This is a genomic window from Acinetobacter legionensis, assembly GCF_048552295.1.
Classification (GTDB): domain Bacteria; phylum Pseudomonadota; class Gammaproteobacteria; order Pseudomonadales; family Moraxellaceae; genus Acinetobacter.
In genome coordinates, this window is record NZ_JBIMCW010000097.1 from 1 (window position 1) to 288 (window position 288).

The 288-nt window shown below is 42.4% G+C and carries 1 protein-coding gene; it reads right to left on the minus strand.

Annotated features, from left to right (window positions below; all coding sequences use genetic code 11):
• Positions 1-288 (minus strand): aminotransferase class V-fold PLP-dependent enzyme (locus tag ACG916_RS21605; RefSeq protein WP_419378818.1); only part of this gene is annotated, 288 nt, incomplete at both ends.

The following is a 288-nucleotide window of genomic DNA, read 5'->3' on the forward strand; positions in this document are numbered from 1 at the left end:
CCACATGGGTTGGCGAGGTAAAACGCCATTTACCTTTATGCTGCTCCATCGTATTCCACTGGTCATATAAATCGAGACTGACCGAACGTGCCAAGCCTTTACATGCTTCTAGGCAATCACGCTTTGCCAAAATAAAGCCAAAGCCCGGAACACCTTGAATACATTTATTTGCACTTGAAATTAGAAAATCAATTTCAAGCTCAGCAATATCCATAGGTACTCCACCAAATGAACTCATGGCATCCACAATCCAGATTTTTCCTGCTGCTTTAACTAAACGGCCAATGT